Origin of the sequence: Neobacillus mesonae (assembly GCF_001636315.1) — a bacterium.
Taxonomy (GTDB): Bacteria; Bacillota; Bacilli; order Bacillales; family Cytobacillaceae; genus Neobacillus; species Neobacillus mesonae.
Window position 1 is genome coordinate 1,650,462 of the sequence record NZ_KV440949.1, and the last position, 25,130, is coordinate 1,675,591.

The 25,130-nt window shown below is 41.8% G+C and carries 26 protein-coding genes; 11 read left to right on the plus strand and 15 right to left on the minus strand.

The genetic code is table 11. The features are described from left to right. Positions 1-136: 136 nt before the first annotated feature. Complete coding sequence (locus tag A6749_RS08080) at positions 137-1,351, minus strand: transglutaminase domain-containing protein (protein ID WP_153043012.1); 1,215 nt, start codon at positions 1,349-1,351, stop codon at positions 137-139. 209 nt (positions 1,352-1,560) lie between these two features. Continuing rightward, the gene (locus A6749_RS08085; protein ID WP_066387779.1) at positions 1,561-2,550 is read right to left on the minus strand and encodes a zinc-binding dehydrogenase; all 990 of its coding nucleotides are present in this window, start codon (positions 2,548-2,550) and stop codon (positions 1,561-1,563) included. Positions 2,551-2,809: 259 nt separating this feature from the next. Here A6749_RS08085 and A6749_RS08090 point away from each other — a divergent pair, with 259 nt between their 5' ends. From A6749_RS08090 to A6749_RS08105, 4 genes are all read left to right on the plus strand, one after another. Continuing rightward, positions 2,810-3,280 (plus strand): hypothetical protein, encoded by a 471-nt coding sequence (locus A6749_RS08090; RefSeq protein WP_066387781.1) that lies wholly within the window; start codon positions 2,810-2,812, stop codon positions 3,278-3,280. Next, positions 3,280-3,795 (plus strand): hypothetical protein, encoded by a 516-nt coding sequence (locus tag A6749_RS08095; protein WP_066387787.1) that lies wholly within the window; start codon positions 3,280-3,282, stop codon positions 3,793-3,795. The genes A6749_RS08090 and A6749_RS08095 overlap by 1 nt, the downstream gene beginning before the upstream one ends. A gap of 4 nt (positions 3,796-3,799) precedes the next feature. Beyond that, positions 3,800-5,368 (plus strand): Na+/H+ antiporter, encoded by a 1,569-nt coding sequence (locus tag A6749_RS08100; protein ID WP_066387790.1) that lies wholly within the window; start codon positions 3,800-3,802, stop codon positions 5,366-5,368. A gap of 125 nt (positions 5,369-5,493) precedes the next feature. Then, positions 5,494-6,069, plus strand: coding sequence for a DUF6241 domain-containing protein (locus A6749_RS08105; RefSeq protein ID WP_066387794.1), 576 nt, complete (start codon positions 5,494-5,496; stop codon positions 6,067-6,069). Between the two features lie 707 nt (positions 6,070-6,776). Here the strand turns inward: A6749_RS08105 and A6749_RS08110 are convergent. The 4 genes from A6749_RS08110 to galU form a co-directional block, all read right to left on the minus strand. Continuing rightward, the gene (locus A6749_RS08110) at positions 6,777-8,840 is read right to left on the minus strand and encodes a hypothetical protein (protein ID WP_066387796.1); all 2,064 of its coding nucleotides are present in this window, start codon (positions 8,838-8,840) and stop codon (positions 6,777-6,779) included. 38 nt (positions 8,841-8,878) lie between these two features. Further along, positions 8,879-9,844, minus strand: coding sequence for a hypothetical protein (locus A6749_RS08115; protein ID WP_066387799.1), 966 nt, complete (start codon positions 9,842-9,844; stop codon positions 8,879-8,881). A gap of 215 nt (positions 9,845-10,059) precedes the next feature. After that, positions 10,060-10,977 carry a DMT family transporter gene (locus A6749_RS08120; protein ID WP_066387802.1) on the minus strand — a complete coding sequence of 306 codons (918 nt, stop codon included), beginning with the start codon at positions 10,975-10,977 and terminating at the stop codon, positions 10,060-10,062. 162 nt (positions 10,978-11,139) lie between these two features. Beyond that, on the minus strand, positions 11,140-12,018 hold the full coding sequence (galU, locus tag A6749_RS08125; protein WP_066400879.1) for a UTP--glucose-1-phosphate uridylyltransferase GalU: 879 nt from the start codon (positions 12,016-12,018) through the stop codon (positions 11,140-11,142). 334 nt (positions 12,019-12,352) lie between these two features. Here galU and A6749_RS08130 point away from each other — a divergent pair, with 334 nt between their 5' ends. Next, positions 12,353-12,742, plus strand: a complete 390-nt coding sequence (locus A6749_RS08130; RefSeq protein WP_066387810.1) for a hypothetical protein — start codon at positions 12,353-12,355, stop codon at positions 12,740-12,742. A 31-nt stretch (positions 12,743-12,773) separates the two neighbouring features. Here the strand turns inward: A6749_RS08130 and A6749_RS27595 are convergent, their stop codons facing one another. Beyond that, the gene (locus A6749_RS27595; protein ID WP_084797710.1) at positions 12,774-13,283 is read right to left on the minus strand and encodes a hypothetical protein; all 510 of its coding nucleotides are present in this window, start codon (positions 13,281-13,283) and stop codon (positions 12,774-12,776) included. 142 nt (positions 13,284-13,425) lie between these two features. On the opposite strand from A6749_RS27595, the gene A6749_RS08140 reads away from it, so the two are divergent. The 3 genes from A6749_RS08140 (at position 13,426) to A6749_RS08150 (ending at position 14,363) form a co-directional block, all read left to right on the plus strand. Further along, positions 13,426-13,617: a hypothetical protein gene (locus tag A6749_RS08140; protein ID WP_066387816.1), complete on the plus strand. Its 192-nt coding sequence runs from the start codon at positions 13,426-13,428 to the stop codon at positions 13,615-13,617. 7 nt (positions 13,618-13,624) lie between these two features. Beyond that, entirely contained in the window at positions 13,625-13,882 is a 258-nt protein-coding gene (locus A6749_RS08145) for a hypothetical protein (RefSeq protein ID WP_084797712.1), read from the plus strand. A gap of 226 nt (positions 13,883-14,108) precedes the next feature. Beyond that, complete coding sequence (locus A6749_RS08150; protein ID WP_066387824.1) at positions 14,109-14,363, plus strand: hypothetical protein; 255 nt, start codon at positions 14,109-14,111, stop codon at positions 14,361-14,363. 143 nt (positions 14,364-14,506) lie between these two features. Here the strand turns inward: A6749_RS08150 and A6749_RS08155 are convergent, their stop codons facing one another. Beyond that, positions 14,507-15,157 (minus strand): copper homeostasis protein CutC, encoded by a 651-nt coding sequence (locus tag A6749_RS08155; protein WP_066387827.1) that lies wholly within the window; start codon positions 15,155-15,157, stop codon positions 14,507-14,509. Positions 15,158-15,292: 135 nt separating this feature from the next. Between A6749_RS08155 and A6749_RS08160 the strand changes: the two genes are divergently transcribed. After that, positions 15,293-16,207, plus strand: a complete 915-nt coding sequence (locus A6749_RS08160) for a DMT family transporter (RefSeq protein WP_066387829.1) — start codon at positions 15,293-15,295, stop codon at positions 16,205-16,207. A gap of 57 nt (positions 16,208-16,264) precedes the next feature. Here the strand turns inward: A6749_RS08160 and A6749_RS08165 are convergent, their stop codons facing one another. From A6749_RS08165 to A6749_RS08200, 7 genes are all read right to left on the minus strand, one after another. Then, positions 16,265-16,525: a hypothetical protein gene (locus A6749_RS08165; protein WP_066387831.1), complete on the minus strand. Its 261-nt coding sequence runs from the start codon at positions 16,523-16,525 to the stop codon at positions 16,265-16,267. Positions 16,526-16,528: 3 nt separating this feature from the next. Next, a complete protein-coding gene (locus tag A6749_RS08170; protein WP_066387837.1) occupies positions 16,529-17,254 on the minus strand; it encodes a polysaccharide deacetylase family protein in 726 nt (241 codons plus the stop codon). Between the two features lie 218 nt (positions 17,255-17,472). Beyond that, complete coding sequence (locus A6749_RS08180; RefSeq protein ID WP_066387846.1) at positions 17,473-18,474, minus strand: MupG family TIM beta-alpha barrel fold protein; 1,002 nt, start codon at positions 18,472-18,474, stop codon at positions 17,473-17,475. Next, complete coding sequence (locus tag A6749_RS08185) at positions 18,471-19,832, minus strand: PTS transporter subunit EIIC (RefSeq protein WP_066387848.1); 1,362 nt, start codon at positions 19,830-19,832, stop codon at positions 18,471-18,473. The genes A6749_RS08180 and A6749_RS08185 overlap by 4 nt, the downstream gene beginning before the upstream one ends. A 76-nt stretch (positions 19,833-19,908) precedes the next feature. After that, positions 19,909-20,763, minus strand: coding sequence for a MurR/RpiR family transcriptional regulator (locus A6749_RS08190; RefSeq protein WP_066387850.1), 855 nt, complete (start codon positions 20,761-20,763; stop codon positions 19,909-19,911). A 39-nt stretch (positions 20,764-20,802) separates the two neighbouring features. Further along, a complete protein-coding gene (gene murQ / locus A6749_RS08195; RefSeq protein ID WP_066387851.1) occupies positions 20,803-21,711 on the minus strand; it encodes an N-acetylmuramic acid 6-phosphate etherase in 909 nt (302 codons plus the stop codon). Positions 21,712-21,831: 120 nt separating this feature from the next. Then, positions 21,832-22,695, minus strand: coding sequence for a Cof-type HAD-IIB family hydrolase (locus tag A6749_RS08200; protein WP_066387858.1), 864 nt, complete (start codon positions 22,693-22,695; stop codon positions 21,832-21,834). A 204-nt stretch (positions 22,696-22,899) separates the two neighbouring features. Between A6749_RS08200 and A6749_RS08205 the strand changes: the two genes are divergently transcribed. Then, positions 22,900-23,991: a CdaR family transcriptional regulator gene (locus tag A6749_RS08205; RefSeq protein ID WP_066387859.1), complete on the plus strand. Its 1,092-nt coding sequence runs from the start codon at positions 22,900-22,902 to the stop codon at positions 23,989-23,991. 248 nt (positions 23,992-24,239) lie between these two features. Further along, entirely contained in the window at positions 24,240-25,007 is a 768-nt protein-coding gene (locus tag A6749_RS08210; protein WP_066387862.1) for a SurA N-terminal domain-containing protein, read from the plus strand. Positions 25,008-25,130 lie beyond the last annotated feature (123 nt).

The following is a 25,130-nucleotide window of genomic DNA, read 5'->3' on the forward strand; positions in this document are numbered from 1 at the left end:
TTTTTCAATCTTAGCTTTCAGACCACAAATGTCCACCCCAGACATACAAATGTCCACGAGTGGTGTCAGGCACCATTGAAGGAACCATTGAGGTACCACTGAGGGTACCGTCGAAGAAGCAACTGAATCTCCCCCCCTAAAGCGTAAACTTTAAGGTTTTTCCTTCTGCTGTTGTAAGTGTTAAGGTGTTGTTGGCGTATTCTATTTTGCGGTAGTAGCTGTTGGTTCTGGTAAGTTCATATTTTTCCTTGCCATTTTGTTTTATTTTGGAAATGACAAGGTATGGCTGGTCATTTATGTATTTTGTTTCCATCACAATGATCCAGCTGTTTACTGCACAAAAGATGTTGCCGTCTATTTTCGAAGCCACCGTAGTGTTTCGCCCATCTAAGGTAGTTTTGTAGATTGTATTTTTTGCTTCGTCTACGGTATAAAAGTAATTTCCGTCCCGATAAACGGATTTATTTTTTGTATAGAGATTAGAGATATTGGCATATTTCTCGCTGACTGCCTTCGTTTTTCCTGCATACCAACTGTAATGCGGCGCAATGGTGTAGAATCCCTTTCGTGTCTTTTTAAATTCTTTATCAGAAACTAAAAAATACATATACACTGTCGGCATCCTGCCATCTTGATCGTCCCAGGTTACATCCACATGGTAATATTGTCCGTCGACCTTTACCAAATTCCAAGCGTGGTTCATTGGGACACTTGTCACCATTTTGGATTCAATGTGTAATTTTGATAAAATTACATTCATCGCCTCCGTGTAGCCGTCGCAGACCGCCTTTTGATAAACTAATGCTCCTAAAGCCTTGTGAGAAAGGGAATACGCATTTGGATTCTTCAGCTCTGCCCAATCATAAGTAATATGATTAGCCAACGCGTCATGAACATACAATACCTTTTCAAATTGTGTTTTTTTCGCTTTGGCACCTTTTACAATTTTAGTAATCGTATCGTTGTAAACCTTTTTCTCCACACATTTTTTAATTTCGGTTGGCAGCGATTTGTACTTTATGTTTGAACTGGCTTTCAAATAGCGGTTGCTGCCAAGAAAATAATAATTTACGGTACCCGCTTTAACTTTTGCGTATACCAGCCTTTTGCTGCCCTTTTTTAAATAGCTTTTACTCTTTAGCAGTTTCCCATTAGCACCCTTGGTGTAAAGAGCCTCCTGTTTCTTTAAAGCCACGGCATTCCCCTTTACCTTCAAAGAAACAGCCTTCCCATCCCAAAGGACCTGATTGTTTTTAATGATACACCCCGCTGCTTCTGCAGGTTTACCATAAAAAGCAAAACCCAGCACAAATGCCGTAACCAATGAAAACATCAACCAAAACTTCTTCACACCAATTCCCCGCTTCCCACCTTATAAATCTTCGCATAAAAAACTAACTTGCAACTACAATCAATCAGTAAATGAATACCAAAAGTATATTCTATTTTTCAAACTAGTAAAATAGAATTCTACTTAAATAGAAAATAAATCCCCATAAAAAGCGCCTGTCCACCCCAGGAGGACAAATGTCCACGAGTGGTGTCAGGCACCAATTTACTTTAAATGTAAAATCCGATTTTCCCTAACTGCTGGGCGTTTTCCATGCGGTTGAGGGCTTCTTTGTATTGTTCGAGTGGGTAGATGCTGTCGATGACTGGTTTGATTTGGTGTTTGGTGATAAAGTCGAGCATTTCTTTGTATTCTTCTCCACTTCCCATGGTTGTGCCGAATAGGCGGAATTGGCCGTAGAAGAAATCGCGTAAATTCAACTCGACGACATCGCCCGCGGAAGCACCGAAAGTGACAACTGTTCCCCCTGGACGCAGCTGTTTCAGCGATTTGTTAAAGGTAGCGGCCCCGACACACTCAATCACAAGGTCGACCTTTTCCCCGCCAAGCTCCTGCTCCCAATCTCCATTGCTGTCAAATGCCTTGTCCGCACCGAGTTCCAGCGCCTTCTGACATTTTTCCGCCGAACGTGAGGTTACATAAACGGCCGCACCAGCCGCTTTGGCAAATTGCAATAAAAACGTAGCCACGCCGCTGCCGATCCCTGGAATCAGCACTTTCATGCCTTCACGCAACTGACCTTGGGTAAACAGCGCACGGTATGCCGTTAAAGCAGCCAATGATAAGACCCCTGCCTCTTCCCATGATAAATGCTCAGGTTTCGGAGCCACATTTACTGCAGAGATGACGACCTGCTCAGCAAAGGTTCCATGGAACGGCAGCCCAAGAATTTCAAATCCTTCCGGCGGGGCATCCGTTTTCTCTAGCCAGCCAAGACTCGGATTAATCACAACCTCATCGCCCACTAGGACACCGGTAACCCCTTCACCAACAGCATCCACCACTCCGGCCCCATCTGACCCGATAATAAGCGGCGGATCTGTTGGTTTATGACGCACAAGTACAAACAAATCCCGGTGATTCAAGCCGGCTGTTTTCAGTTTCACCCTAACCTCACCAGCTTTTGGCTGTAATACTTCCATTTCACGGACTGACAGCCCCTCCATCCCTGCTTGACCCACGTGAACGACTGCTTTCATATCTATCACTCCTTATCTTTTAAAACAATCACTATATCCATAATACTCTGAAAAAACGATTTTTTAAATTATATTACTCAAACTGTCCTTCTAAGCTGGACATATTTTCCACCGAGTTGGCACAGACTTTTCCCCGTGGTGTCAGGCACCATTTCCCGTGGATATTTCCCGCCACTTTGGTTAAAAATAGTATCTATCATTCGACAAAATTTGCGTTTGGTGTCAGGCACCATTAATGCACTATTGAAAGGAGCAGGCAGTGTCTTTTGTTATTTTTTCGACGATTAGTATTTTGGCGGTGATTTATTTTGCGGTGATGCCGAAGAACCTTAATGCTCTGGAGTTAGCGATGATAATGATTGTTGTTGTGTTTGTAGATAGTAATTTTATGGATATCGCTATCCTTAATCTGCATCTTTTTAAGCTGCCTGATAACCACGCTGATGTTTTCACTTTTTATCTGACCTTTACCATTTTATATCCAATAATTGTTACCTGGAGTATTGACCGTCTTAGTACCATTGCTAGAAAGCCGCTGAAGCTTGTTCCTCCCCTTTTCGCCGTGCTGGTGATTGCTGGCTTTGAAAGCCTGACTAAATACGTAAAAGCTGTTAAATATATTGACTGGAACTGGAAGCTGGATTTCGTTCAATGGTTTTCGATTTGGCTTGTTACGTATATCATCCATCTCTTATATCAAAAATTAATCGTGAAAGAGTTGAAACAGTAATGCTTGTCCAACCTTCAAAAATAGACAGTAACGAATGGTTTATTCTTATTTCTTTATTAATTACTTACGCTATTATTTTTCTTTTGCCGAAAAGATTTCCCCATTCCGTTACACTAATTATGCTGCTGTTCAGCATGACGTATGCCCATGTCATCGACCATATCCTAGCTGGCATCAGCATTGACTTATACGATATCAATGATGTGGAAAAATACGAATGGTTTGACCTTATCGCCTGGTTTTTATATCCGCCTTTTGGTTATATCTTTATTTATTTTTTCGATAGATGGTCAGTAAGGGGCACAAAAATATTTTGGTATATTCTCGTTTGGGCCGGGATTTCTTTGAGTGTAGAATTTATCTCTTTAAAATTTGACCTATTTACCTTTAAAGAGTGGAAGCTTGCCTATTCTTTCCCAGTCTACCTTATGACCTTAAGCATCTATCTTTTGTTCTTTATTTTTATTAAAAACAGCTTTAAACAGCAAAAAATGAAGCTGATAAGGGTGGAATAAAGCGATGCAGGATTTGGATTTGCATTACACGTTTGAGATTGGTCTTATATTAATTATGCTGGCAGCCGGCGTGACGGCGATCGCGAAAAAGTTTAAAAAGCCTTATCCCATTGCCCTTGTGATTGTTGGGGCGCTGATCGGACTTTTTAACATTCCTGTTTTAGAGCCTTTAAAGCTGTTTATCACGAAGGGCGAGATATTTAACTTTGTGGTTATCACCTTATTTTTACCTGCCTTATTGGGTGAGGCGGCCTTCAAACTGTCCTTCTCCCACTTGAAAAAGAACAAACGGCCTATCATAACGCTAGCGTTTGGTGCGACCTTGATCTCCTATATTGTGACAGGCTTTCTGTGTCTTTGGCTATTAAACTTTTCGATTCCGGCGGCATTTGTTTTTGCGGCATTAATGAGTGCAACTGACCCTGTAAGTGTTCTGTCGATGTTTAAAAGCCTCGGAGTGAATAAAAAATTGGCGATTGTTGTCGAGGGTGAAAGTTTATTTAATGACGGTCTCGCCGTTGTCTTCTTTAAAATATCGGCGTTTTCCCTGCTAACCTATATCGGTCTTGGGATTCAAGGGGCTGGCTTAGGTGTGTGGGAATTTATCAAGGTTATTTCCCTCGGTGTGATCGTCGGCGGTGCTTTAGGCTATGGATTTTCCATCTTAACAAAGTACTTTGATGACTATCCTTTAGAGATTATTTTTAGTCTTATCCTGTTTTACAGCGCTTTTTTGCTCGGTGAAAGCGTACATGCTTCCGGTGTCATTGCCGTGGTGACCGCCGCCCTGGTTTTAGGCAATTATGGAGCAAAAATCGGAATGAGTCCGACGACGAAATTAAATATCAATAACTTTTGGGAAGTCACGGCATTGCTGGCAAACTCCCTCGTGTTTTTAATGGTTGGATTAGAGATTACTCGCATTAATGTTGCCGAAAAATGGACGTTGATTTTTCTAGCGAATGTGATTGTCTTAGTTTCCAGAAGCCTGGCGGTTTATATCAGCTTATTATTTACGAAAAATTTCCCCACGTCCTGGAAACATATTATCAACTGGGGCGGGTTGAAGGGATCTCTATCGATTGCCTTGGCGCTGAGCCTGCCGCGGGATTTCGCCGGCCGTGAGGATATCTTGATCGTTGCCTTTAGTGTGGTGTTATTTTCCTTGCTGGTGCAAGGCCTTTCCATCAAACCCCTGTTATCCCTATTAGGAGTGAATAGAAAAACAGAGAGCTACAAGGAATATGAGGAGCTCATCGCCCGCAGCCACCGTTTGGAATCGGCCATCGAGGAAGTCCATAAGGTGAAGAAAAACCTATTCATTTCAGAACCCGTTTCACAAGAATTAATCGGGCAATATCAGCGTGAATTGGCAGAATTACAGGATGCAATGCTCCTGCTTTATGAAAAACATCCTAATCTAAAAGCACAACAACAAATCATCCTGAAAAAACATTCCTTATACGCCCAGCACGACGCCATCGAAACCTTAGCAAAAGAAGAAATCATCTCAAACGAAACAGCCGACAAAGAACAAGAATTGATCACAAACCAGCTGGTGAAGCTGGAGTAATAGTAAAGCATGGCGGCGGTTCTCTTTTTTCATATGAACCGTCTTCATGTTTCGTTCGACACTGGAATTATTATGAATTTTCTGCTAAAGTGGAACCATCCAGAACAAGTACAGGGGGATTGAAAATGAGGAAGACGCTAATTTGGACTGCTATTGTTTTGGTGGTTTTATTTGGAGGAAAGTACGGCTATCAAAAGATAAAAGACAACAAGATTCATACTGAAAATAAGCAGGCTGCTGCCGTTCAAGATACTGCCACTGATAAAACAAATAACCAAAAGAAAGCAAAAACCAAAGAGAAAGAGCAGACAGCCAAAATTGGCGGTGTTCAATATGAGATTGAGATTGGTGCAGATAGTATCCAGGATGCCGTAATCGATGTGATGCACAAGATGACCCATCAAAAGGTAAAAGCGAAGGAAAAATGGGGCGCTGTGCCAATGATTCCCGATACAATTCAGCAAGTTTACGAGATTGTCAGTAAGAGCCATTTTGACAAAAAAGAGGATTTACTAGCCATTCTTGAAAAATGGCAAAAAGGGCAATTTGATGAGGTGGACCAGGACCATAATTATTTCTGGCGGTACCAAGATGGTACAATTGGAAAAGCCTATGGAATCCTATCCAAGGAGGAAGAACAAAAATTCATGGCCAATAATTTCGGTGAAGATTTTGTAAAGGAAGTAAGCTCCCAGGAATAATGGGGGCTTTTTTAATAGAGGAAACAATCTGGAAAATAATACATAACAACCAGATTAAAGACAAAACTAGCTTGCTAGAAGAGGATTTTGTCTTTAATAAGCTGTCTTGAAGACATTTTCACCTCACTTGATGAGGTTTTTGTCTTCAATTAGCCATATTGAGGACATTTTCACCTCACTTGATGGGGTTTTTGTCTTCAATAAGCCATATTGAGGACATTTTCACCTCACTTGATGGGTTTTTTGTCTTCAATAAGCCGCCTGGAGGAAAAAATCATCCAGTTTAAAGGAACAATTATCTAAAGGAAATACCTCTGCTTTTACATTTTCCAATCCCCCCAAAATGTCGAAAACAAATTCCACCATTCAGACAAGTTGCACCAATTTTCTTCTCTCCTTTTTGCTATTCTATTAAAAATACTCAACTATTATCATCCCGTCATGATTCCTTATACTTTAAAAAAAATCGAAATTAACGAACAGCCTTCAATGAATGGGAGTGGGTTCCATGGATGAACAAGGAAATTTCCTAACCGGACTGATATGGGGTACATCGCTAAGCATTCCACTATGGCTCGCCTTTTTGGGTTGGATTAAAATGATTAGTCACTTTTTCTATCGTTGATTCAATAACAAAAATCCCCGCCTTGGTTGAAAGGCGGGAATCTCTTATCTGGTCTCGTATCTAATAAAATACTAAACCCTTATTATTTTGTTTCAGTAGTTCCTTCAACTACAACAGTGCTGTCTTCAGCTTTTTCAGTTTCAACAGCAGCTTCTGGTGCTTCTGTAGTTTCTTCAGTAACTACTGGAGTACCTTCTTCTACCTTTTCGCTATCAACAACAGCTTCTGTAGTTTCTTCAGTGTCAGTAGTTACAGCAGTTTCTTCTGCCACTTTATTTTCAACAGTTGTTTCTTCAGCTGTTTTTGCACCTGCTAGGACAGCTGAATTTGCTGCTGCATGAGCTTTTGCTGTTTCACTTGCGTGTGCGCTTGCTTGAGACTTAGCTTTGTTAGCTGCAGATGGGTTTACTTTTTGTGTTTCTTCTGCTTTGTCTTCAGTCTCAGCTTTTTCAGTTTCTTGATCTTCAATTACAACTTCCGGTACTTTTTCAGCAGATTCTTCATTTACTGCCTCAGTACCGTTTTCAACTGCTGCTTCTGTAGTTTCTTCAGTAACTACTGGAGTACCTTCTTCTACCTTTTCGCTTTCAACAGCAGCTTCTGTAGTTTCTTTAGTGTCAGCAGTTACAGCAGTTTCTTCTACTGCTTTATTTTCAACTGTTGTTTCTTCAGCTGTTTTTGTACCTGCTAGGACAGCAGAGTTGGCTGCTGCATGAGCTTTTGCTGTTTCACTTGCGTGTGCGCTTGCTTGAGACTTAGCTTTGTTAGCTGCAGATGGGTTTACTTTTTGTGTTTCTTCTGCTTTGTCTTCAGCATCAGCTTTTTCAGTTTCTTGATCTTCACTTACAACTTCCGGTGCTTTTTCAGCAGATTCTTCCTTTACTGCCTCAGTACCGTTTTCAACTGCTGCTTCTGTAGTTTCTTCAGTAACTACTGGAGTACCTTCTTCTACCTTTTCGCTTTCAACAGCTGCTTCTGTAGTTTCTTCAGTGTCAGCAGTTACAGCAGTTTCTTCTACTGCTTTATTTTCAACTGTTGTTTCTTCAGCTGTTTTTGTACCTGCTAGGACAGCAGAGTTGGCTGCTGCATGAGCTTTTGCTGTTTCACTTGCGTGTGCGCTTGCTTGAGACTTAGCTTTGTTGGCTGCAGATGGGTTTACTTTTTGAGTTTCTTCTGCTTTGTCTTCAGCATCAACTTTTTCAGTTTCTTCTACCTTGTCTTCAGTCTCAGCTTTTTCAGCATCGTCATCTTTATTGTCGTCAAGAACGGCATGATCATCTTCATCATCGTTTGTTTTCACGATGATTGGATGAGTTTCGAAGTTAACTTTTGCTGAATCAGAATCTTCATCCTCGTCTTCTTTTTCTTCCGTTTTAACAGTGGAATCTGCTTCAACGTTTGCAGCTTTTTCATCATCTTTTACAGAATCATGGTCTTCACCTTGATCATCTTCTTTTACTGAATCGTGGTCTTCACCTTGATCATCTTCTTTTACTGCTGCATCAGAATCAACATCTTCACCTTGTTCATCTTTCACAGCATCCTGTTGATCTTCTGGCTTAACAGTTTCTTCAGCCTTTTCCGGTTCAGTAACCGCATTAGTGTCAGGATTTTTCACTTCTTCTTCAGGAGCTTTTTCTGCCTTTTCTCCTTTACCATGAACAGCTGAATTTGGTGCTGCATGCAGTTTTGCCGTTTCACTGGCATGAATGCTTGCTTGGGATTTGTCAGCCTTCATTTCCTTTGAGGTCTCTTTTTCCCCTTTACTATGAACAGCTGAATTTGATGCTGCATGTAGCTTTGCTGTTTCGCTGGCATGAACACTTGCCTGTGATTTGCTGGCTTTCTTGACCTTAGCCTGCTCTTTTTCTTTAGCTTCTGCTTTGTTCTCTTCTTTAGCTTCCACTTTCACATGTGCTTTAACTTTAACCTCTGTGTGATGCTTTGCTTTTTCATTGTGCTTTACATGAACAGTATATTGCACCTTCACATGATTTTCCGTTTTACTATGTTCACTATGCTTTGCTTTTGCTTGATCCGGACCTGCTGCATCCGTCAGATGACCTCCAGCGAAAACACCGATTGATAAAGCCCCTGCTAAAACAAAAGATTTCACGACTGTATTTGGATTTAGATAATGTTTCATTTTTAAATTCGCTCCTTTTTTATTATGTTCCGTGACTATTAACTACGGGAAACATTTTTAAAAATAGGAGCATGTTGCGGCGGCGGTGACGGCGGTGCGTTCACCCATTGATTTGTCAACAAAGCAAGCCGGGAAATATAAGGCTGAATGAGTTGAACTTCAAAGCTTAGGCCCCAATTAAACCATTTATCCACCGCGCTAAATGTACCCGAGCCATTACCCACCCGATCGTTTGCCGACCCGCTCGAACTGTTTGTGCGCTGCGTTTGGTTCAACGATTGATTAACATCGGGAATCTTCCCGGTCTTATCAGGGATCTTTTCTATAGGCAGCGGTTTCTTAATAAACGGCTTTTTTTGGATAACCTTTTTCTTAGTTGTTGATACAAGCGACTTTTGCTTAAAAGTCTTTTCAGCCGTATTTATCAACTGCGCTTTTTTATCCGCTTTAACTTCTTCATGATGAAAGGTTTGTCCCGCAGAGATGTTTGTTTCTTTATACTCCCGCTTGTCTTCAGGTTTACTATTATTCGGAACAGCTGCAGCTTTTTTAGCATTTGAATTTCTTACAGCCTTTTCAGCTTTATTGAGAGCTGACTGCACTCTTCCTTTCGCATGTTCCGGTACCTTTTTTAAAGACTTAGCTGCCTTTTTGGATCCTTCCTTGTTAAAAGAAGAAACCTTTGGCGAGCGCTTTTGTTGTCCTTGGGTTTTCCCTGTAGTCTTCGATGTTGCAACAGAAGCTATTTTATTAGTTGCGGCTTTCGATTTTGCAGTAGAAGCCTTTTCCTTAGTTGCATCCTTCGATACTGCAGCAGGAGACTTTTCCTTAGCCGTGACCTTCCCAGCCTGGACCGGAAGCTCCGTTTTAATGGAAGCTTGTACCGCTGCATTTGAGGAATTAGGTGTACTTTTTACGTCATTCTTCGCCGCAAAAGCATGGCTCTGCAAAAACATCGCACCACAGGCCACTAAACCAGAAATAATAATATGTCGGAAGTGCACTATTTCACCTCCTTTCAAAATATTTCTTCTTTCAGTGACAAGATTCGATGAGGAAAAAGTATTTTTGACCGTTTTCGACACCCTTCAAAAAAAACCATTCTTTTTACCTAATTGCCTATGAATCTAATTTCACATAAACCCGTGTTTGTTTCGAAACAAAAAAGGCCACTCCCTCCATTATCAGGAAGGAATGACCTATTTTAAAACCTTAAAATCTATGAAGCTGCCTTAACCGTATGCTCTTTTTTCACCAATGAAGGCTCTTTGGAACCGAGCAGATTAACAACAATGACACCGACAATAGCAATCGTGCCGCCGATAATAGAAATATAGCTTGGCAGTTCATGTAACCATATCCACGCAATTAAAATGGAAAACACCGGTTCAATGTATAAAAAACTAGTAACAGAGCTTGCTTTTCCCGTGCGCAAAGCCAGTGCCCATGTAACATAGCCAATCAGGGTTGGAAAAATGGCGATATAAAGGGCTGAAAAATTAGCCTCCAGTGTTGCATGTTGAACAGTTGACAATAGCCTTGGGAAGAAGATCACAAATGGAATTGTACCGGCCCATGCAAAATAAGCGTTTAATTCCATAGGCGAATAACGGCTGAGCAGCGACTTTTGGAAAGTAAATAACACTGCTGTCGCTACCGAAGCTAAAAGTAATAACACGATCCCTTTTACATTTTGAATCGATGCGCCCGATGTCCCAAATGTAATGATACCGATTCCGATAAAGCCTAAGGCTAAGCCAATCCAGCCGTACAATCCCATCCGTTCTTTTAAAATGAAAACGGCGATTAACGCAGAGAAAATCGGCGTTGATGCCACAATCATTGCGGCCGTTCCAGCAGAAACCGATTGTTGGCCGAAGGTAACACAAATATGATACATGCTGATTCCAATCCAGCCAAGAGCAACAATTTTTAGCAGGTCCTGTTTTCTAGGGAGCCGGAATTTAACCCCTGGCCACATTGCATATACTGCAAAAGCAGCAGATGCGATTAAATAACGGCTTAGTACCAAATGGCCTGCAGAATATCCTCCATGCAATCCAGCTTGAATGGCCGGAAATGATGATCCCCATATCATAACAGTGATAAATGCTAGGAAAAACGCTTTGGTGTTCAATTCTTATCACCTCTATACAAATTAACAACCCTTCAAGATTATCACGCTAGATTAATAGTTGCAATAGTTTGAAATAGGGAGATTGTATTTTCTTGCTTTAAAGTAATTCAGTGCATAAAAAACTCCCCAAGATGGGGAGTTTTTGCTGGTGCCTGGCACCAATTATTGCTCGGTTGCCCGTACAATTTCTTTTAGATATTCCATGACTTCTTCACGCAATTCTTCATTTTGCAGGGCGAAGTCGATGGTTGTTTTGACGAAGCCGATTTTTTCACCGACATCAAAGCGTTTGCCCTCGAAATCGTAAGCGAAAACGCGTTGAATTTGGTTTAGGGCTTGAATTGCGTCAGTTAACTGAATTTCTCCGCCTGCACCGGTTTGCTGTTTATCAAGGAACATAAAAATTTCCGGGGTCAGTACATAGCGGCCCATAATCGCCAAATCAGATGGGGCAGTCCCCTGTGCTGGCTTTTCAACCAAATTGTTCACTTGGTACCTGCGGCCATTTTGCTGGGAAGGATCAATGATGCCGTAACGATTAGTTTCTTCCATCGGTACCTTTTGAACACCGATGACCGATGAATGCGTTTCTTCATATATATTGATTAGCTGTTTTAAGCATGGAGTCTCACTTTGGACAATATCATCCCCTAAAAGAACCGCAAACGGCTCATCCCCAATGAAATTGCGGGCACACCAAACCGCGTGGCCGAGTCCTTTAGGTTCTTTTTGACGGATATAATGGATATCCGCAAGGTTTGTCGAATAACGAACCTTATCTAATAAATCGGTTTTACCTTTTTCTAATAGGTTTTGTTCGAGCTCTGGCGCGAAGTCAAAATGGTCCTCGATTGCCCGCTTGCCTTTACCAGTAACAATAATGATATCCTCGATGCCTGAAGCAATCGCTTCCTCGACAATATATTGAATCGTCGGCTTATCGACAATTGGCAGCATTTCCTTAGGCATCGCCTTTGTCGCCGGAAGGAATCTTGTCCCAAGACCCGCCGCCGGGATAATCGCTTTTCTTACTTTTTTCATTAATATCACCTTACCCTTGTCATCAATATAAATAGACGGAAGCTGTCCCATCTGAATTGGTATATGATTCCCGAGTTCCCACTTTATTCTATCACTTATTCCAAATAAAACCGAATAATCTCTTTTTTAAATAACCGCAGTCTATTGTACCATATTTTAGTCAAATGTTATAAGTGTGAAGATTTTTCGCCCTGACTCCGGGCTCTCGGGGGGAAATATACTCACACTTCAGTGATAAGGTGCCTCCGAATAAGTAAGGACACTTTTTCATATAGTTAGGAATATGGTGACCAGAAAATTTTTAGGTCACGCTGCACGAAGGGGGGAGTTGATCGTGAAATTTTTTTCTTTTAAAAAGAAAAAGCCGGAAAAAACGGACAACACAAACTCCCTTCTGTTAGCGAAATTAGACAGGTTGATTGAGCTCTTGGAAAAGCAGCAAAAGGATACCGAGGGGAAAAATATTCATCTTGAGCATGTCCAAATCGATCATCTCGAAAACATTGTCTTTCGCTTAGACAATATCGAGATTGACCAATTAAGCGGAAAGCTTTTGATTGGAACAAATATCAGCGCCTCCGAGGAATTTGCTGAATCACTAATTGAAAAGGTTGATAAGGAGAGCTTGAAAAAAGAAGTAACCTCCAAAACAAATCCGCCTGAAGAGTCATCTTCTGAATCAAAGATGACCAAGACCTCGAAAGGATATCGGTTTCGGAATTGAGCAGTATCTATAGAAGTTATTAAGCACTCCCTCACTCCACCTTATTAACATTGGCAATTTTAATATCCTGATCCTCCATAATGGCATCCAGCACATCCTGGTCATTATTTATATTGTAATTACCTAAAGAAATATTTCCATTTCCGTAGATACTTCCATGAGGTTCATTAGACTTTTCATTAGCATCCATCCCCGTGACATGTCCTTCCCCAACAGAAACGAGGGAATTTTGCTGCATCGAATTGACAATGACGCTCTCAACCGTGAAATTCGATGTTTTTTCCTTCCCTTCGTTTTCAATCGACATATGGATATCTCGATCATCAATCGGTGTATCAATCAAATCTGGATCATTTAAGATCAATACGTTTTCATAGAGCAAATTAGACTTGCCGCTGATTCCTCCAATTACGTTATTTGCTTTTCCATGGGCGCTCCAACCAACTGCACTGTTTCTCTCCCCAATAAAGATGCCCGCTTGCCGGTCCATTGAGTGGACATGAATATTCCCTGTAAATTTAAATTCAAACGAATGGGGCATTCCTTCTCACCACCCTGCAATTTATTATTACTACAGATTATGTTTTGGCCTTCGTCATTGTGTTATCTGCCCAGAAGAAGCACGTAATTTGTGTCATTCGCCTAGTTTTTGAATAGGATGTTCAAAAAGGGGGCACACAGCGATGAAACTTTCACTCGGAGATATAACAATTTCAAGCATAGGCAAATCCTCAGCCGTTTTTCTTGGAAAAAAAAATACCCTGAGACAATTTCAAAACGAGTCCTTTGTTAACGAGGTAATCGGTTCGGTGTCAGGCACCGAAAATACCTTAAAACAAGGAATTATGATAAAAAATAAGGTAAAGGAAGGATGAATCCATTGTGGCCTCTCCTATACTTTCTCCAACTTTTCATATCGGTTCGATTAAAATAGGCACTATTGAAAGTGCGTCCTGCTTTAGTATCGGTAATAATTTTATTGAAGATTTTAAAAGCAACAAGAAAACAAACCAAGGATTGGGCAACATCCATGGCAGCCATAACGATTTTTCCCATATGAGTGCGGCATTAACAAATTATGAAGAAGAGAAAAAGAACACGGCGGAACCTTTACCCGAAGATCAGCAAACCCTTGATTAAAAGGGTTTTTATTTTTGGGGAAAATGGTGATTTATTAAACGCTATTATACGTCCTGTAATGGTTAATAAAAAGATGAAAATCGCAATTTTTTCTCAAATTAAAGAAAAGCCTTAGCAGCAGTTCTATAAGTAAATGAGTTCTTTAGGCTATGAGCTTTTGAGTCAAAATAAAATTATTTACATAACATAGGTTACAAGAAGTGAATGGGAATGGGAGGAAAATAATATGCCCTCAATAATAAATTTAGGTTCTTTAAATGTAAATTCCCCCCAGCCAAGCTCGGCCATTAACGTTGGTGAAACGGTGATTAATGGGATGGATGCCAACAGAAAATATAATTTAAATATCGGTGGTATTTATGGTTTTGCTAATGCAATTGCTGGTAATTTGAATACTAATTTTGATAATTTTGAAATGATTGATGGGGTCATATTTGACCAAGATATCAAACCGAATATTGGTGGTGGCGGAAATATCTAGTGAATCAGATCCTAATTAATAATTTGGAAAACCTTGTAATTTATTTTAAATTAGTAAAACATTTGCTTGCATTAAATCCTTTTTTAAGGGGATGAGAATGTTTTCTTCTCATCCCCTCAAATTTTCAAAATCCTTTTTATTATTCACATTTTACTCTCCAATTTCCCGACAATCTTCGTCCCGTGTGCCTCCGTTACATTTAGCTCGTTCACAATATGAGTTAAGTTCTCGTCCGTAATTCCACCGCCTGGTAGGATTGTGAGTTTCCCCTTAGAAAAATCAACCAACTCCTTTAACCGCGGCAGATTGTTTTCAATTTTACTGCCGGCCGGTCCGCCATGTGTCAAAATCCTTGTAACACCATGTTCCGCAAGCCATGTAATTGCGTCAAATTGTAATTCAGGCTTTATTTCGTCAAATGCCATATGAAAAGTTACCTCGAGCCCCTTCGCTTCTTCCAGCAGGCTGAGCATAACCTCTTCGTCAATCCAGCAGCTTTCATTTAAAGCACCGAACACTACTCCATCAGTCCCAAGCTGCTTTAGGTGGGCAATATCTCCCTTCATCATTTCAATTTCTGCTTGATTATAAATAAAATTTCCTCCCCTTGGTCTAATCATCGACATCACTTTAATATTATTTTGATGACAGTATGCAATGGTTTGAATTGCAACACCATGACTGACCGTCGTGCCGCCGACTGCCAGGTTATCACAAAGCTCTACTCGGGCCGCACCGCGTTCGGCTGCTTCCGGAATGACAGTGAAATTCTCCACACAAACTTCTTTTAACATAAATTGTTCATCCTTTTTATTTTTATAATTTTCTTCCGCTGCACAATCTAGGACTCTGCCAAAATTAAGGGTCTAACTTCAGCATTAAAATTATGGTATATTATCTTAGTATAATCATTTTGAAAGGAACTAACTATGACACAGGAAAAATCAAAATCCATAGGCCTGCCGCTTATAGTCTCAATCATAGCGATTTCTTTTTCATCCATCTTTGTAAAATGGTCGGACGCTCCGGCCTCCATTATGGCGATGTATCGGATGTTATTTGCTAGTTTATTATTAACCCCCATGGTTTGGAAAAATCGGCAAGAGCTTAAGAAAATAAATAAAAAAACAGCACTCTTTTTATTTTTCTCCGGAGTGTTTTTAGCATTGCATTTTGTTCTTTGGTTCGGCTCTTTGAAATTCACAACCGTTGCAAGCTCAACGATTATTTTAGCCTTACAGCCTATTATATCGCTGATCGGCGGCTTTTTCCTTTTTAAAGAGGGGACCACCGGATCTGCACTAATGACGATGGGCATCGCCATTATCGGTGCGTTCATGGTTGGTTGGGGTGACTTCGGTTTGAGTCAAGAGGCAATGTTGGGGGACCTTCTCTCCTTCTTTAGCGTGATTGCGGTTGTAGGTTACCTATTTATTGGGCAAACAATTGTTAAACATCTATCGCACTGGATTTATAGCTTTTGCGTGTTTTCATGTGCATCGATTGTTCTTGTGATTTATAATTTTTCAACGAACGTGACGTTTAGCGGCTATCTGGCCAAGGAGTGGGGCATTTTCGTACTGCTCGCCATCGTGCCGACGGTCAGCCACGTCATCAACAACTGGCTGATGAACTATGTCAATGCCACAACCATTTCCATGAGTATTTTAGGTGAACCGGTCGGCTCTACCGTCCTTGCATATTTTATTTTAGGAGAAGGGCTTTCATTTTGGCAAATGGCCGGCGGTGTACTTGTTCTCATCGGTGTCTTCCTATTCTTAGGCCAGAAACAAAAAAAACCTATAGTACAAGAACCGTTTCAATTGGAAAAAGCAACCCCGTAGACATCGTCTATGGGGATTTCTTTTTTTAGAAGGGCTGTTTTGGATTCCGCGGGGCTTTTAGATTATTTCGCGGGTTTCTTTGATTATTTCGCCGACTTCATAAATTATTTCGCGGACTTTTGAATTTATTTCGCCGAACCGACCAACCTCACTTGAAATTTGGGAGGCAGTTCTAGCAATTCCGCTGATCTTTGAATTTATTTCGCGGGTTTCATTGACTATTTCGTCGACTTTATAAATTATTTCGCGGACTTTTGAATTTATTTCGCCGACTTCCCCGAAAATTTTGCGGGATTCACAAATTATTTCGCGAAACAAACTTCACTCCACTATTTTTACAAACTCCTCCAGTGTCGTCGAATATTTCACATAAATTCGCGGCAGATAATAGAGCTCGTCCTTGATGCCTTTTTCGTAAAACAACTCCGGCGTAGTCGTAATGCCAAATTTATAATACTTCTTCGTTTCCTCCACTACTTTTTTATTAAAATTCCCGTATGGATAGCTGAGCACAATTACCGGTTTGCCGGTAATACGTTCAATATTCATCTTAGAGTCCTTGAGCTCATGGTTAAAATCAGTGATTGTTGTTAAATCCGGGTGAGTGGCAGTATGCGACTGGATGGAAAAATAACCTGTTTCCGCAAGCCGCTTTAAATCAGCTGCCGTCAAACGATTGGAGCGGCCGATAAAGTCAGATATGACAAAAAGCGTACCTGATGGTTTAAATTGAGGCGTGCTCAATCTTTGAAAGACCTCAAATACATTCAGGTTATTTTTGTAGCCGTCATCAAAGGTTAAAAAAATCGGTTTGTGGACTCTTGTCCTATCTTCCCAGCGTTCAAATGTTAATAATGTAAAACCGTGGTCTCGTAAATACGTCATTTGTTTTTCAAAATTTTCTGGGGTAACATACAGTTCCTTCGAAGGCCCGCTGCCTTTGTATTCAGCGATCGAATGGTACACCAAAATCGGTATTTTCTGCTGTGCCGCGGCTGCTAGCGGGAATGACCAAAATAGGAATAACAATAAAAGATACTTTTTCATTGAAATCCTCGCTTTAAAAGTTTTTTTCTTTTTATTATTCCGCCAAGTTTTACAAACATTCCGCAGGATTTTGAACTAATTCCGCCGATTCTGCCGATTATTCCGCCGATTTTAGCAATTATTCCGCGGAAATTCGCAATTATTCCGCCAACACCAGGTGTCCGGCACCAAAAAAGAAAAAAAAACGACCCCTTCACCATGGAAGGAGCCGTTCCACATCATCTAAATTTGATTTTTTGTCCAGGTCTAATCAAAGATAGCAACGGCAGATCCTCCGCCGTTACCTGGCCGATGACATTTACTCGTTCGTCAGCAGGTAAATCACACAAGGTAATTTGGATTTCTCCGCGGTAGCGGCCGTAGCGGTCGTTATCCATTGTGACGGACCCTTTAACCCGCTTGACGGTATTATCAGCTGGAACCGGCTCACTTCTCCGAGTATCCATTAACCGCAGAACATCACGGGCAAAATCGGGCCGCAATCGGAATTCCCCTTGCAGTTCACCATTAATCCGAAGCGGAATCACACGATCCTGGTCATAAGCAATTAGCTGTTCAAGCAGCCCTTCGCTTACTTCAGGGTCGCCGACATACACATCCACGACACCAGACCCATATAACTCAAGCGCAGCAGCAAATGGATCCGCGCCGCGATGCTTTTCCAACGTAGGCAGCCCTTCAAACAGCGGTCCGCGCTTCTCACCGTCACCGGGAATATAAGCCCAAACCGGGATGCCGAACCGTTTAAATAAACTATTCTGCTCAGCAAAAAACTCATCACTAAGTCCTGTCTCACACCGCGGATAAAAATTATGCCAGGCAATCAGCTGCTCAGGCTGAAGCCCGCCCTCAAGCAGCCGCAATAAATCCTCCTCGAATAGGATGCTGGCATTTAAAGCAAGCTTAAACTCCTTTGCCAAACCCAAAATCAACTCGTGGTCGAAAAAATCATCGAGCCGAAGTCCGTTTACACCTAACGACTTCAAAGAAAATAAGTTCTCTACTCCTAAATGAGCAGGTGTCCGCAGCGAAACATCTGCATACACTTCAATTCCTGCATCCTTCGCCGTCTTAAGCAGCTTTTTGGCACAAGCCGCCAATTCGCCGGATTCTTCCGGGATGTGAAGCGAGGTAAACGCCCGCTTCACACCATGACGGCCAGCAAACATAATCCGTTCTTCAGCCTTTGGGTCATTCAAGTAAAAGGAAATGCCGATCAATCAAATTCACCAGCCATCTCATCTTTAAAGCCAAACAGGTAAGTGAACAAGAAACCTGCTCCGTAGGCGATTAACACCCCGACAAGGTACAGGAGAACCTGACCTGGAACAACAATAAAGGCAAGCGGCAGACCGGAAACACCGATCGCAACAGTAGCAATATTAAATGCTGCCTGGAACGCACCGCCGACACCGGCACCAAGACATGCGGTTAAGAATGGACGGCCAAGCGGAAGGGTAACCCCGAAAATCAACGGCTCGCCAATTCCCAAGATACCAGATGGAAGAGCACCGCCAATCGCATTTTTCAAACGCTTTTTCTTTGTTTTAAAATAAATCGCAAATGCAGCTCCGACCTGTCCTGCACCGCCCATCGCCAGAATTGGCAGAAGCGGGTCATTGCCAATAGAGTTGATCAGCTCTAAGTGAATAGGCGTTAAACCTTGGTGCAAGCCGGTAACAACAAGCGGCAGGAAGGTTGCACCGAGAACAAAGCCAGCGACAACGCCACCCATATCAAGTACAGAGGTTAATCCTTTTGTAATCACATCTGAAATAAAACCACCAAGCGGCATAAAAACAAGATAAGTTACAATACCAGTAATCAATAAGGCAACCGTTGGGGTGATAATAATATCAAGTGCTTGCGGCACATAGCGACGTACTCTTTTTTCAACTAAAGCGATAAAAATAGCAGCAAACAGAACACCAATTAAACCACCGCGGCCAGGAAGCAATTCCATGCCGAAAAGCTTAATCCCCGCTGCCGCCGGGTTGATGATTAAAATACCAGCAAGGGCACCAAGTGCAGGCGATCCGCCGAATTCCTTTGCCGCGTTAATACCTACTAAGATACCGAGATAGCCAAACAGCCCGCCGCCGATAACGGTTAGAATCATCGCGATTTGCGAATCTGCCGCTAACCAGCCAGCCTGGATAACCGCCTTGGAAATACCAGTAATTAATCCGGAAGCGACAAGCGCCGGGATTAAAGGAATGAAAATGCTTGCAATTTTTCGTAAAAATAATTTGAACGGCGTCGCATTCTTTTTGTTAATTTCCGCTTTGTTTTCAGCTGCCTTTGCTTTCAAATCAATCCCGCCGGCAGCGTCTACTAATCTACCAAACTCTTCGGTCACGCGGTTTACTTTTCCAGGGCCAATAATAATTTGCAGGGTTTCTTCCTCTACAAGGCCAAGGACTCCATCAATTTTCTTTAGTGCGGCTTTGTTCACCTGCGACTCATCGTTCGGTGTAACCCGAAGTCTTGTCATACAATGAGTGTAATTGGCAATGTTTTTAGCGCCGCCTAACTGCTCAAGAATCTTTTCCGCTAAAACTTTGTTCTCTCCAGCCATTGTTTTTCCCCTCTTCTCTGTTGTATTTTTTAAAAAAAGAGCACTTAAAAGGTTTTGGCATCACCTCCCAAAGCGTCTATTTTCCTTGCTTTAAAAACCGGATGGCTTCCCTTGTTTTATCAATATACTCAACGGTTTGCTCATATTCCGCCGTTGCAATCGCTAAAAATAAAATATCGATGATATATAGCTGAGCAAGCCGGGATGAGGTGGCCGCACTTCGAAATGGAGCTTCCCCAGAACTGGCGATAAACAGTTTGATATCGGCAAGAGATGATACTGAAGTCTGCCCGTATTTCGTTAAGCTGATTGTTTTAACTCCCTGCTCTTTTGCCAATGCCATTACCTTAACAACTTCCGACGTCTCCCCGGAATAGGAAATTCCAAACACCACGTCATCTTTGCCGGCATTGGCAATCAATGTTGCAACCAGATGGGCATCAGAGAAAGCGGTTGCCCCTTTATGAATTCGCAGCAGCTTTTGCTGTGCATCTATGGCGATGATATTGGAAGCGCCAATGCCAAAAAAGTGAACGTTTTTCGCTTGAAGCAAGGTTTGAACTGCTCGCTCCAATTCCCCATAGTTAATCATTTCTTCCGAATCCCGCAGGCTTTGAATACTGTTGCTTGTTGTCTTCTGAACAATGGAGTACAACGATTCCTCCGGCTCGATATCACGGTAGCCCTGTTCAACAGGTTTGACCAAATCGCCCGCAACTCTCACCTTTAAGTCCTGAAACCCGTTTAAGCCTAAAGATTTACAAAGCCTGATGACGGCGGCCCCGCTTGTATTCGCTTGGATGCCGATATCATTGACAGTACTATTTAAAACCGATTGCGGGTTCTCGAGGATATATTCGGCAATTTTTCGTTCCGATGTTGGAAGCTGTTCGAGCATATTTTGAATCATTTTTAGACCGCCTGCTGCCATTCACAACACCTCCTTTAGTTTGAGACCCGTAGCTTGTTCTTATTTTTCAACAGCCTCAATCGCTTTTTTTACATTACCATTCGTATCGGCTAATAACTTTTCCGCTACTAGCTTTGTTTTGCCTGTTTTAATCATGACAATCGCTGTTTTTGCTTGAAGGTCGGCGTTTTCTAATGCCTCCAAGGCCGTTTCATAGGTCACGCCGGTGATTTTTTGAATAATACCGATTGCCCGTTCCTTCAATTTTTCGTTGCTGACATGAACATCAACCATCAGATTTTCATAGGCTTTACCAAGTAAAATCATGGACGAAGTGGAAATCATATTCAGCACCATTTTATGGGCCGTACCCGCTTTCAGCCTTGTGGAGCCGGTCAACACCTCAGGTCCGACGATAACTTCAATGCGTTGATCGGCTTCTTTACTGATAGCTGCATCTTTGTTGCATGAAAGCGCAACTGTTTTTGCGCCAATGCTTCGGGCGTATTTCAGCGCGCCGATGACATATGGTGTCCGTCCGCTTGCCGCAATGCCAATGACCGTATCATCTTTTGTCAGGCCGATTTGTTTTAAATCTTCCACTCCAAGCTCTGGGCTGTCCTCGGCACCTTCCACTGCTTTTAAAAATGCTCCTGCTCCGCCGGCGATTAGCCCTTGGACCATTTCCGGGTCGGTACTGAAAGTTGGCGGGCATTCCACCGCATCAAGCACACCTAATCTGCCGCTTGTTCCGGCACCCATGTAAATTAGCCTGCCGCCTTTTTGAAACGATTGGAATACGAATTTTACCGTTGCTTCTATTTCCGGCAAGACCTCCTTAACAGCCAGTGCCACCTTTTGATCCTCTTCGTTCATGATTCTTAAGATTTCCATCGGCTCTGCTGTATCAATTTCCATCGACTGTTCGTTGCGCGATTCAGTCGTTAATAAACCAAGATTTTCTTTCATCAGCCTGTGTCCTCCTGTTAGTTTTCAGAGATGTAAGCGATTACCTATGTCTTTATTATATTCTTCTTGAAATATGATTTCAATATTTTTATGAAAATATTGAAATGTTATTTTAAAATATTATAACAGGAGGTATTTTCTTATGGCCTTTGCGACTCCTGCTTCATTATTGGTATCGGTGACAGCATTGGCGGTTTGTTTTACCTCTTCCGGTGCATTGCCCATCACAATCCCAAACCCTGCCGTTTCAAGCATTAGCGAGTCATTAAAGTTATCGCCAATCGCTGCCGTTTGTGATATTGGAATACCAAGCAGCTGGGTAACTTTTATTAGCGCAGATGCCTTTGAAATTCCGCTCGGTGTAATTTCCAGATTGCGAAAACCAAAACTGCTGCTAATTTCAAGCTCAGACTCGAGACCTGCAAAGCGAGTAGAAAAATCTTGGAGCTTCTCTCCTTTATCAAATACCGCTATTTTGGTGATGGTAGGCTGCTTTTCCTTTATATATTGATAGAAATGATCAATGACTTTAACCTCGCATTTTTTCCGCAAACCTTCACACGTTTCCCTCTTCCCGCCGGATTTTTCTAATAACGGAATATTATTTTCAATCCAGTTTTGATTCCATTCATTGACGGCTGGAACCAATAATGTATCTCTTTCGTAAAACTGGGCATAGAGCCCGGCCGCCTCACATAGTTCCCAAAAGGTTAATAGCGTATCATGCTGAAACACAGATTGCTCATGGATTTCCCCATGTTGATCGAGAATCACTGCCCCATTGTAGGCGATGATTGGGGCTCCATCTATTCCAATCGTCTCGGCGACCCATCTGGTCGACATCGGCGAACGGCCGCTGGAGATTACCACCTTGCCGCCTTTTTCTCGGTATTCATGAATAGCTTCTATTGTTTCCGCTTGAATCTCTTTTTCATCCGTAAATAATGTGCCATCAAGATCGACAGCCAATAATGGATACTTCAAATCTTCCCTCTCCTTTGTCATCTTTTTTTAATCCGATTATATTTTTTCTAAATTCAAATTTCAAAGATAGTATTCCCTATTTGTTTGTTGGTTTCGATATAATTGGTGTCAGGCACCAAGAAAAGCGGAAGCGCCTGGGTTAGGCGCTGGAGCTGGACATGTGAATTTTTCACATGGTGCCTGACACCAAAGGAGGTGCGCCGTATGCTATTGCCTGAGCTGGCGGAGAAAATTGTCAGGGAAGTTCGGAAATTAATTGATGAAGAGATTATTGTTGTGAATACGGAGGGTGTGATTATTGCCAGTACTCGTCTGGAGCGGGTTGGGGCTTTTCATGAAGGGGCGTTGATTGCTGCGGCAGGGAAACGGAAGCTTGTGATTAGTGAAGGTGATACCTCCCGCTTGAAGGGCGTGAAGGCTGGAATCAACCTGCCAATCTTTTTTCAGCAGGAAGTCATCGGGGTGATCGGGATTACTGGCAACCCGGAAACGGTCACACCGTTTGCGGAAATTCTCCGCAAAATGACTGAGCTTCTGATCAGCGAGAACTACTATGCCGAGCAGTTTGACTGGCATTCACGGGCAATGGAGACATTTGTGATGGAATGGATTCAGTCAAAGGAGATTAGTGATACTTTGCAGGAACGGGCGCGGATGCTGGGGGTTGATTTGGAACGGGGACGGAAAGCGGTAATTGTTGAATTTATCGGTAATGATCCTTTGTCGCGGGATGTTTGGGCCGCTATTTTTCAATCCCTTTCGAAACATAAAAATGATGTTGCCGCCAGATCCGGAAATGAACGGGTAATTTGGTTATTGGATGGTTCCGAGAGTGGAGATGTAAAGAAGCGGCTGGAGCAGTTTTTACAATTTTTAATAGTAAGCTTCGGAATTACGGCGGCAGCCGGTGTTGGGCAGCAGTTTGCGGCACGGGAGGTGTACCGTTCATATGGGCAGGCCGAACGGGCATTGAAAATTGCCAAACGCAACGGAATGATTGTTTTTGATAAAGAGTTAACACTGGAAATGATTAGCGGTGAGATAAGCACTGCAGTGAAATCAGAATTCATCGAGCGGACGATTGGACCAATTTTGCTGGAAAAAGAATTGCTGGAGACGATGCAGGAATTGTTCCGGCAAAATCATTCATTGAAAAAGTCGGCGGAGAGCCTGCATATTCATATTAATACGCTGCATTATCGGTTAAAAAAAGTGGAAGATCTAACTGGCTTGAACCCGGGCAGCATTCATGATTTGCTTTGTTTATATATGGCGGTTTTGTTTTTGGAGGAGTGAACGGCGCTGTATTCACTCACCTGTTTGACGGTATAACCAGCAGCTAATGAGTGAAGAGTTAGCACAATTCTTGCTAGGGTTGCGTTTTTTCGCAGACATCCATTATTAAAATAAAATATTTCAATCCTGTGATAAATATTAAAAAAGAATGCATAAAGTTTCCTTTTCACAAAATTTACTTTATAATGCGCACTAGATAATTTTTTATAGGAAAAATTATACTTCTAGCTTAAGGAAGGTAATCGATTATGAAAAAAATGATGTTTATACTACTAACCGGTCTAATGGCAGTTGTTTTGGCAGCATGCGGAGGAAATGAAAAAAGTAAAGAAGCGAAAAATGATGATAAAGCAAAAACAGCGGAAACCGATCAGCAGAAGGAACCGCAAAAAAAGATGAGTGAAATGCAAAAGAACTTAGAAGCGCAGCAAATAGATGAAAACAAAACTGTAGCCATTGTGAATGATAAAAAAATTTTAGGAAGCGACTATAATAGCGTTTTAGCATCTATACAAGGACAAATGCAGCAAATGGGACAAGATCCGACTTCCAAAGAAGGCGCAGAGCAAGCGAAAAACCAATCAATTGACAGCTTAGTCGGACAAACCCTTCTTCTTCAGGAGGCAGATAAAAAAGGCTATAAAGCTTCAGAGGCAGCTATTAAGAAGCAGCTGGACGAAATGAAAAAGCAGTTTAAAACAGAAAAGGAATTCCAAGCCGCTCTTAAAAAATTCGGAATGGACGTTAAAACACTTGAAACCCAAATAGCTGACGATATCAAACTTAAACAGTATGTTGAGAAAGAAGTGCCGGCTGCTAAAGTAACCGATGAAGAAATTCAAAAAACGTATGATCAATATGCGGAACAGGGAAAGAGTACTGGAAAAGAAGTTCCAAAGCTAGAAGAAGTAAAACCGCAAATCGAACAATCTCTTCAGCAGCAAAAGCAACAGGAAAAACTCGCTCTGCAGGTAGAAGAGTTAAAGAAAAATGCAAAAATTGATATTAAGATCTAGAACTCGAAGTTAAAGTATTGTTGCATGGTGGTCAGCTTATTTAGCACTGTATAAAAAACTAAATTTATAAATATTTTAACCTCATTTTTTGTATATTCATCCATAGCAGGCGCCCGCCTGTTT